This is a genomic window from Streptomyces sp. NPDC006463, from assembly GCF_042870715.1.
Taxonomy (GTDB): Bacteria; Actinomycetota; Actinomycetes; order Streptomycetales; family Streptomycetaceae; genus Streptomyces.
In genome coordinates this window covers 328850-338789 of record NZ_JBIAHP010000011.1, presented here as the reverse complement: position 1 = coordinate 338789, position 9940 = coordinate 328850, and the positions used below count along the sequence as shown (strand labels likewise).

At 65.2% G+C, this 9940-nt stretch carries 6 protein-coding genes; all 6 read left to right on the top strand.

Going from position 1 to position 9940, the window contains the following annotated elements; translation table 11 throughout:
• On the top strand, nucleotides 1-4434 hold a 4434-nt coding region (locus ACFYOB_RS22225; RefSeq protein ID WP_388561944.1), incomplete at its 5' end, for an amino acid adenylation domain-containing protein.
• 84 nt (nucleotides 4435-4518) lie between these two features.
• Nucleotides 4519-5214, top strand: a complete 696-nt coding sequence (locus ACFYOB_RS22220; RefSeq protein ID WP_388561942.1) for a thioesterase II family protein — start codon at nucleotides 4519-4521, stop codon at nucleotides 5212-5214.
• Nucleotides 5215-5294: 80 nt separating this feature from the next.
• Nucleotides 5295-5534, top strand: a complete 240-nt coding sequence (locus tag ACFYOB_RS22215; protein ID WP_388561940.1) for a phosphopantetheine-binding protein — start codon at nucleotides 5295-5297, stop codon at nucleotides 5532-5534.
• On the top strand, nucleotides 5531-7129 hold the full coding sequence (locus tag ACFYOB_RS22210; RefSeq protein ID WP_388561938.1) for an AMP-binding protein: 1599 nt from the start codon (nucleotides 5531-5533) through the stop codon (nucleotides 7127-7129). The genes ACFYOB_RS22215 and ACFYOB_RS22210 overlap by 4 nt, the downstream gene beginning before the upstream one ends.
• Entirely contained in the window at nucleotides 7126-7953 is an 828-nt protein-coding gene (locus ACFYOB_RS22205) for a thioesterase II family protein (RefSeq protein ID WP_388561936.1), read from the top strand. Before ACFYOB_RS22210 ends, ACFYOB_RS22205 begins: the two co-directional genes overlap by 4 nt.
• Nucleotides 7954-8091: 138 nt before the next feature.
• Nucleotides 8092-9864: a condensation domain-containing protein gene (locus ACFYOB_RS22200; protein ID WP_388561934.1), complete on the top strand. Its 1773-nt coding sequence runs from the start codon at nucleotides 8092-8094 to the stop codon at nucleotides 9862-9864.
• Nucleotides 9865-9940 lie beyond the last annotated feature (76 nt).

The window sequence follows — 9940 nt, the reverse complement described above, 5'->3', positions numbered from 1 at the left end:
ACATTCCAAGACTTCCTCCACCAGGTCAAAACCACCACCCTCAACGCCTACGAACACCAAGACCTCCCCTTCGAACGCCTCGTAGACGAACTCGCCCCCGAACGCGACCTCAGCCGCACCCCCCTCTTCCAAGTCATGCTCGCCCTGCAGAACACCACCCACACCACCTGGCACCTCACCAACACGAACATCACCCCCCTACCACCCCACACCACAACCGAAAAATTCGACCTCACGCTGTTCGTGACGGAGTCCGAGAACTGCCTGCGGGCCACTTTCAGCTACAGCACAGATCTGTTCGAATCGGCCACCATCGAGCGTATGGCGGGTCACTTCCAAACCCTCCTCGCCCATGCGGCCACCACCCCCACCACCCCGCTGAGCCGACTCCGCATGCTCACCCCCGCCGAGGAACACCAACTCCTCGTCGAATGGAATGACACCGCCGCGGAATACCGGCGGGATCGCTGTGTTCACGAGCTGTTCGAGGAGCAGGTCGAAGTCGGTCCGGAAGCGGTGGCCGTGGTCTGTGGTGAAAGCGCCCTGACCTATCGCGAGCTGAATTTCCGTGCCAACCAAGTGGCGCACCACCTCCGCGAACTCGGCGTGGGACCGGACGTTCCCGTGGGCGTCTGCACCGAGCGAGGCCCGGACATGGTGGTCGCACTCCTGGCCGTGCTGAAGGCAGGCGGTGCCTATGTCCCGCTGGATCCGGATCACCCCGGGGAGCGCTTGGGTCTGGTCCTGCGCGACACGGCCGCTCCGGTGGTGCTCACCCAGCAGCACCTCGCCGGCCGGCTGCCTGCACGTGCTCTGGCGCTCGTGCTCCTGGACGGGGACTGGGAACAAATCGAGACCCGGCCCGTGGACAACCCGAGTCGCACTGCCGGGCCCGACGACCTTGCCTACGTTCTCTACACCTCAGGTTCCACCGGAACGCCCAAGGGCGTGGCTGTGACCATCCGGTCTCTGGTCAATCTGGTCGAGACGATGCGACAGGTTATCTCGGCCGGCAACGAGGACTGCTTCCTCTCGGCGACCACCGTCACCTTCGACATCTCGTACGTGGAGCTCTTGCTGCCGCTGATCACCGGTTCGCGCGTCGTCATCGCGAGCAGGTCCGAGGTCCGCTCGCCGGCGGATCTCGCCAGAGTGATCACCGAGCGCCGTGTCAACGTCGTCCAGGCCACCCCCTCTGCCTGGCGGCTCCTGGTCGACGTTCTCGAGGAACCCGTCCCGGACCTGCGGATCCTCGTTGGGGGAGAGGCGCTGGCGGAGGACCTGGCCCAGCGGTTGACTGCAGTCGCCACGCGTGTGATCAACGGATACGGGCCCACAGAGGCAACGATCTACGCAACGACCTCAGACGTCGGTGGAGCCGGCCGTGTCACCATCGGCCGTCCTGTCGCCAACACCGAAGTCTTCGTGATGGACCGCTTCGGAAGCCTGGCGCCGGTCGGTGTGCCGGGGGAGCTGTGGATAGGCGGGGTGCAGGTAGCACGCGGATACCTCAATCGACCGGAGTTGACGGACGAGCGATTTGTCGCCCATCCGTTTTCCAGCGATCCGGATGCGCGGGTGTACCGGACGGGCGATCTGGTGCGCTGGCTGCCCGAAGGGTCTCTTGAATTCCTGGGGAGGATCGATCAGCAGGTCAAGGTCCGCGGGTTCCGAGTCGAACTGGGTGAGGTCGAGTCGACCCTGATGGCGCACCGGGACGTTGCTTCGAGCGTCACTGTCGTTCGCGAAGACACTCCTGGCGACAGGCGGATCACAGCATATTGTGTTCCGGTCACCGGGAAGAATCTGCGCACGGACGCCCTGAGGGACTGGTGCGGTCGCACACTCCCGGATTACATGGTTCCCAGTACTTTCGTATTCCTCGATGGGCTGCCGCTGACGTCAAGTGGGAAGGTGGACCGCGCGGCTCTACCCGCACCGGACGGCAATCGTCCGGAACTTGTGGTGGAGTTCGTCGCCCCACAGACCGCGACCGAAGTCATCATTGCCCGCGAATGGTGCCGAGTCCTGGGCGTCGACCGCGTGGGGGTGCACGACAACTTTTTCACCCTGGGTGGCGACTCGATCCTCGGCATCCAGATGATCGCCAAGGTGAAGAAGCATGGTGTCCATCTCACGCCTCGCACGATATTCCAACATCAGACACTCGGCGGCATAGCCCGGGCGGCTAAGCGCTCTGTGGCGGTTCAGGCTGAGCAGGGAAGAATCACGGGGGAGTCCTCGCTGACGCCGATTCAGCAATGGTTCTTCGAGCGTGATGCGGTGGAGCCCCATTATTTCAATCAGTCTATGCTCCTTGAAACCGTGGACCTGGACCCAGCGATTCTGGAAGATGCGCTGGGGGCTCTCGTCGGACATCACGATGCACTCGCTTCAACCTTCCGCCAGGAGGCGGACGGTTGGGTTCAGTGCTTCGGCGAAGGCGTTCCCTCGAACACTCTTCAGTGTCATGACCTCTCGACACTTCCCTCCGAGGCGCGTCTGCCGGCCTTGAAGGAGATAGGCGAGGGTCTGCAGCGGAGCCTGAATCTTTCCGAAGGTCCATTGTTCCGAGTCGGTCTGATAGAGCTAGGTCGCGAAGGCGGACAACGGTTGCTGCTCACCGCACACCACCTGGTGGTGGACGGGGTATCCTGGCGCATCCTTCTCGAAGACCTCGGCACGGCCTACCAGGCGCTGTCGGACGGCCGGACTGTCGATTTTCCACAGAAGACCACTTCCTTCAAGGAGTGGAGCCGGCGACTGTCGGAGTTTGCCCACTCCGCTGAAATGCGGCAGGAAGAGTCCCATTGGGTGGAGCCGCGTACGGTGAACCCTCTTCCGCGGGACCACGACGGCTCCAACAGTGAGGCGTCGGAATCCCTGGTCACCGCCTCGTTGACAGCAGCAGAGACGGATTTGCTTCTCAAGACCGTGCCGGCGGCATTCGGTACCCAGATAAACGATGTGCTGCTCACCTCTCTCGCGTTCGCCCTGCGTGAGTGGACGGGAAGCAGTTCGACGGTTGTGGACCTTGAAGGACACGGACGGGAGGACATTTTCGCGGACGTTGACCTCACCAGGACGGTTGGGTGGTTCACAAGTCTCTTCCCGGTGGAGATCAAACTGGCAGAGGGAGCCGGTCCGGTCGATTCGTTGGCCCACGTAAAGCGTCAGCTGGCAAAGATTCCGCAGCGCGGGATCGGCTACGGAATCCTTCGTTACCTGGGGGAAGCGGGCATCCGGCGCAAACTCACCCGCCATGCTGCTGAGGTCAGCTTCAACTACCTGGGCACCTTCGAATCGAAGGTTCACGGACTGGGGACGCGTGCTGGAACGGGTGAGGACATCGGGAGGATGACCAGCCCACTCGGTCATCGCAGCCATCTCCTCCAGATCCTGATGGGGGTCAGCGGAGACCGGCTGGTCCTCGAAATCGCCTACTCGAGCAACGTCCACGACCCGAGCACCGTGGAGTTCCTGGCATCCCGGTTCCTGTCGACACTGAGGGAAGTGGTTCGAGCAGCTGACGTGCTTCCTTCTGCCGCGCAGCCGGGAGGGAACCCGGCCGAACGGCCGGCGGGGCCCGGCGGTGAACGCTTCAAGATGCTCGGGTCACTCCGCGGTGGCGTGGACAGTCGCGTCTCGGTGGTCGAGCTCAACCGGGCCGATGCCGCCCGCCCCGTACTCTTCTGCCTCCACGAGATCGGAGGCAACGTGACCGGGTACCTCGCCCTCGCGGAATCACTCGCGCCATGGGTGCGTGCCGTGGGGATCGAGGCGGGCGCCGTCGGGTTCGGCACCGAGCCCGACGAGGATTTGGCGGCGATGGCAGAAAAATACTGGCATGCCATTCGGGAGGTCCAGCCGACCGGGCCCTACCTCCTGGCCGGTTGGTCCTTCGGCGGGGTTCTCTCGATCGAGATCGCCCGGCTCATCGAGGATTCAGGTGAACGGGTAGGGTTTCAGGTGGCATTCGATTCCTGCTTGCCAACAGAAGACACTCTGGAAATGTTCGAACGTGACAGGGATGCTCTGCAGGAGCTCCATGCCCGCGTCTCCGCTGCTCCGGCTGCAGAAATCGAATCGACTCCACCGTGGTTCGTCGGCATGGTGCACCAGCTCAACCTGCCCGAGGCTCTGCTTTCCATGGAAAAATCGGAATTGGTGAACTGTCTGCGGACGATGCTGGCCCATTCTCGGGCCCTTGCCGGGTACCGTCCGCGGCCGGTCGCGAGTAATGTGCTGCTGTATCAGGCGGAATCGAGCGGAGACGTTCCGCTGGTGGAAAGCTGGGTCCCCTTCTCCGGTCGTGTGGATGCCAGAACGTGCGCAGGGAGCCATCACACGCTCCTCCGTCCGCCGCATGTGAAGGCCCTCGCCGACGCACTGGCGGAAGAGCTCCAAGGTGTGCTCCGGGAGCTCCGTTCCTGAGGGAATCCCTTCCCCGTTTTCCGACCGAGGTGAACCTCTCGGTCTTTCCAGTCGACTTCAATTCTCACGGTAAAGGTGCCGTACATGTCGTTCTCGCTGCTGTGTTTGCCCTTCTCGGGAGGTGGCGCAGGTTTCTTCCGGCCGTGGGGGAACCTCGGGGTGCCGGGGGTCGAGGTGGTGCCGCTCCAGCTTCCCGGCAGAGAAGAGCGCTATGCGGAGTCTCCGCATTTCGTGCTGGAGAACGCCGTAGCGGACCTGGCGAGCCAGGCGGAGCGGCTCACCGCTGATCGCCGCCCCATTGCGATCTTCGGGCACAGTCGCTTCGGTGCCGTCCTTGCATTTGAACTCGCCCGTAGGTTGGAGTCGCGGCCGCAGTTCGATCTGATCCGCTTGTTCGTCAGCGGATCACCTGGACCACGGGTCCGCCCGCCTCGGATCTCGGACTTGGCCGACGAAGATTTCCTCATTCGCGTGGAAGAGATGTCGGGATATCGGCACGCGGCATTCGATCACCCTCAGTTGCGTGATCTGCTGCTGCCGCTGCTCCGGGCCGACACCGCTATCCACGAAGACTACGAGCCGTTTTCCGATGCGCCGCTGTCGACGCCCATCACTTCCGTGCGAGGCACCCACGACGTATTGGCCCCCCGTGAGCTCGCCGAGCTGTGGGGGGCGGTGACCAGCAAGCCGTTCGAAATACTGGAAATGCCGGGTGGCCACATGTACCTGACCGAATCATCCCGCGTGCTGCTCGAAAAGATCGTCGAGAACTGCAAATGAGGAACCCCACACCGATGGATGGACATGTCGAACTCCAGGAAGAAGCTGCCGCCCGTACCGCACGTGACACGGAGTCACCGATGACCGATGAGCTCCTCTCGCAGGTACGGCAGGCCTGGCTGGACGTGCTCGGTCTTGAAGAAGTCCCGCTGGACGTCAACTTCTTCGAGACGGGCGGGAATTCGCTGTTGCTGATCATCCTGCACGGTGAACTGTCCAGCCTGGCCTCGAGGGAACTGCAGATCGCCGACCTCTACCGTTCCAACACGGTCCTCAGCCAGGCCCAGCTGCTTGCCCAGGAAGGAGCGAAGAACCCGTGACCGGGCTGAGGGAAGTCGCGCAGGACCGGACGCTCTACCAGTGGTTCGCCGACTCGGCCGAGCGGCACGCACAGGAACCGGCGCTCGAAGTGCAGGGCCACGTTCTCAGCTACGACGAACTGCACCGGACGGCGCTCGCCCTTGCCTGCCGTCTCGTGGAGGCGCACGGGGCAGTACCCGACCGGGTTGCGCTGCTGGCCACACGCACGGTGAGCGCCTACGCCGGCTATTTGGCCGTGCAGCGGCTCGGAGCAGCAGTCGTGCCGCTCAATCCCGACTACCCGCTCAAGCGGAACACCGACATCGCCGAGCGCGCCGGAATCGATGCGATCCTCGTCGATGCGGAACACGGCGCGGCGGTTCCCGATGCTTCTTCCGGCTTCGAGCCGACCGTGCTGCAGATGCCGAGCCTCCCGCTGCCGGCGGGCGACCTCGAGCAGGGTGCGCTGCCGCCCGTGCCCACGGACACCAGCCGTATCGCCTACATCCTGTTCACGTCCGGGTCGACCGGCCGCCCCAAGGGCGTGCCGATCACGCAGCGCAGCATCTCCGCATCGGTGTCCTACAACATCTGCTGCTACGAGGCGGGGCCGGGCTGCCGAATGTCCCAGGTCTTCGGGCTGACCTTCGACGCGTCGGTCTTTGACATGTTCGTGGCCTGGGGGTCCGGGGCCTGCCTCGTGGTCCCGTCGGCGCAGGACCTCTATACCCCAGTCGACTTCATCGTGGACCAGAGGCTCACCCACTGGTTCTCCGTACCGTCGGTGATCACCATGGCGCGGCTGATGGGGAACATGCCGCTGGGGCGGGCCGTCGGACTGCGGCACAGCCTCTTCGGAGCCGAGCCGGTCACCATCCAGCATGCCGACCTCTGGCGCCAGGTGGCGCCGCACTCGAGGATCCACAACCTCTACGGGCCGACCGAAGCCACCATCACGTGCACGGACTACGAGCTGCCCGCCGACCGCAGCATGTGGCCCGAGACGTCGAACCACACGGTGCCCATCGGCCGTGCCTACCCGCACCTGGAGATCGTCCTGCTGAACGAGGACGGACTGCCCGATGGTGAAGGCGAGCTGTGCGTCCGAGGCCCCCAGCGGTTCGACGGATATCTCGACCCGGCCGAAGACATGAACCGCTTCCTGCTGTTCGAGGAAGGTTCGGCACCGGCGGCTCCTTACACAGGCGGAGGCCTCACCGCCCTGCACTGGTACCGGACCGGGGACAGGGTCGCCATCCACGGGGGTTCCCTGGTGCATCGGGGCCGGCTCGACAACCAGGTGAAGATCATGGGTCATCGCGTGGAGATCGGCGAGGTCGAGGCCGCGCTGCGACAGCACGTGGATGTCGTCGAGGCCGCAGTGGTGGCAAGGTCCGTCGACGGCGAGACCCAGCTGCTCGCCGCCTATTCCGGGACGTGCATCCCGGAGAACCGGTTCCACCACTGGCTGCGCCGGCAGATCCCGCTCCACATGGTGCCCCGCAGGATCGTGCACCTCGACGCACTGCCCCTGAACGGGAACGGGAAGACCGACCGACGGCGTCTGGCGGAGATTCTCGGTGACCACACCCAGCCGAAGGCCCCGACGAGGTGACCGGAAACGACGTCGGGACGGACGGGCGCGACGGCCTTCGTCCCGTCGACAGTGCATGGTTCCGCATCCCCCCGGCCAGGGGCGAGGGCGGGCGGGTACGCCTGTTCTGCCTGCCGCAAGCAGGCGGCGGCACGTCCGGTTTCCAGCAGTGGCCGCGTGTCGCGCCCGGTTGGCTCGAGATCGTTCCCATCCGGCTTCCCGGCCGTGAGGCACGCTTCGACGAGCCTCTGCCCACCGACTTCGCTTCGGTCGTCCGACAGATCGCCGACGCGATCGGACGCCTGGCACAGGATGAAGCGGCGCGTGGTCGGCGGCCTGTCCCGTACGCCCTCTTCGGCCACAGCATGGGAGGCTGGCTGGCCTACGAGACGGCTCTGTGCCTGAGCCAGACGGCCGCTCGACAGGCATCGCGGGTGTTCATTTCAGGTATCGACGGACTCGATCACGCGGCCGTCCGGGTCGCCGAGACCATGGATCCGCGCTACATCGCCGAAGTGCTCGGCACGCTGTCCGGACCTGCGGCGCAGCTCGTGGCCCGGCCGGCACTGGCCGAGGTTTTCGCGAGTGCCGTCGCGTCGGACCTGGCGATGCTGCGTACGTACACACCGGCGTTCCGGAAGGTGAACTGCCCGCTCACCGTTCTCTGGTCCCCGGACGACCCGCGGACCGACCGCGACGGCATCCGCAACTGGGAGAAATGGACGGAGGGCGCCTTCGAAGTCCTGGAATTCTCCGGAGGCCACGGATTCCCGTTCGAGAGCGGCGAGGCGGCCGTGGCCGCGTTGGCCGCGCGCCTGGAGCCGGCGGACGGCATCGCCGTGTGACGTCGAGGTCCCTCTTTCTTCGTCTGATTGAACCCTTTCCCACGTATCAGAAGTCTGTCGCTCGCAGTGTCCGTCTCATGGCGGAGATTGCCAAGCTCGGGGGAACCATTAGTGAATTTGCGTTCGGAAGATCAAGATGTGGAATCGCGACTGCTCGCCCGCATGCGACGGTTTCGCGTATCGGGCATAGACCGTCGGCCTCATCCGACGCGGCCCGTCCGGCTGTCGTTCGCCCAGCAGCGGCTGTGGTTCCTCGAACAGTTGGCGCCAGGTGGCGTGGAGTACTCGATACCGTTCGCGTTCCGGGCTAGCGGAAGACTGGACGTCGCGGCGCTCGAGTCCGCCTTCAGCGGTCTGGTGCGGCGGCACGAGGTGCTGCGGACCCGGTTCGTGGTGGGTGCGGACCAGGATCCCGTGCAGGTCGTCGAGGATCCGTGGGCGGTGCGGGCCCGCATCGTGGACCTGACCGACCGGGGTGCAGAGGCAGCAGAGGCCGCCGGGCTGGAAGTGCTGGCCGAGGAAGCCGCGCGACCGTTCGACCTGACCAGCGGCAGACTGCTGCGGCTCGTGGTGGTTCGGATGGCCTCGGACGCCCATCTGATGGCGGTGACGATGCACCACATCGTCGCTGATGGGTGGTCCACCGGAATTCTGGCCAAGGAGCTGCCGGAGCTGTACGCGGCGTGCATGGCGGGGCGAGAGGCGCAGCTCGCCGAGCTGCCGATCCAGTACGCCGACTACGCGGTGTGGCAGCGGGACCAGCTGCAGGGAAAGGACCTCGAGCAGCAGCTGGCCTACTGGCGCAGCGCGCTGGCCGGACTGGTCCCGCTGGAGTTGCCGACCGACCGTCCACGCCCACCCGTCCGTTCTGGCCGAGGAAGCGCCGTCGACTTCACGGTTCCGGGTGGTACGACCGCGGCACTGCACGCGCTGGCCCAACGGGAAGGCACCACCCTTTTCATGCTCCTCCTTGCTCTGTTCCAGGTGGTGCTGGGGAAGTGGAGCGGCCAGGACGACGTGACGGTGGGCGTTCCCGTTGCCGGGCGCAACCGTGTCGAGGTCGAGGAGCTGATCGGCTTCTTCGTCAACACGCTGGTCCTGCGGTCCCAAACGTTCGACGACCCGCGGTTCGACGAATTCCTCCGCCGTGTGAAGGGCGCGACGTTGAGCGCCTACGAGCATCAGGACATGCCGTTCGAGCGTCTGGTGGAGGATCTCGCCCCGACGCGCGACCTGAGCCGTACGCCGCTGGTACAGGCCGTGTTCGCACTCCAGAACGCGACGGAGACGGCCTGGCGACTGCCGGGCGTGCGGATCGATCCCCTGCCGTCCGAGACGAAGGTGGAGAAGTTCGACGTGACCATGGTCCTGTCGGAGTCGCAGGGTGGCCTCGAGGGATCGCTGACCTACAGCAACGATCTGTTCGATCGCGAGACGGTCGAGCGGATGGCCGAGTACTTCCGCACCCTGCTCTCCGCGGTGGTGGCCGACCCGGCAGCGCGGCTCGGCGAGCTTCACGCAGTCGTGGTCGAGCAGTGCGGGTGGGTCGGGCCGCCGGCCGGAGCGGCGGGCCGAAGCGCCCGCCCGGATCCCGGCGAGGGCCCCGACCAGGACGAGGTGGAGTACGTCGCCCCCCGAAGCCCGGTCGAGCGCACCATCGCCCGGATCTGGGGCGATGTGCTCGGCGTCGCCCGGGTCGGTGTGCACGACAATTTCTTTCTCCTCGGTGGGCACTCCTTGATGGCGGCCCGTATCGCTTCGCAGTTGAGCCAGGAACTCGGCTTCGAAGTGACCGTCCGCACGCTGTTCGAGGCTCAGACCGTCGAAAACCTTGCCGGTGTGTTGGCTGCCGAACATTTCGCGAGAATCAGAAACAGGTTTGGAATTCCGACACCGACCGCAGGGGATTGACCCGGCGTCTGCTGTCTGCTCGCCACGGATGTGCGGTCGGCCGTGGGTGAGCGTCGAATGCTATGAGGAGAGTGAA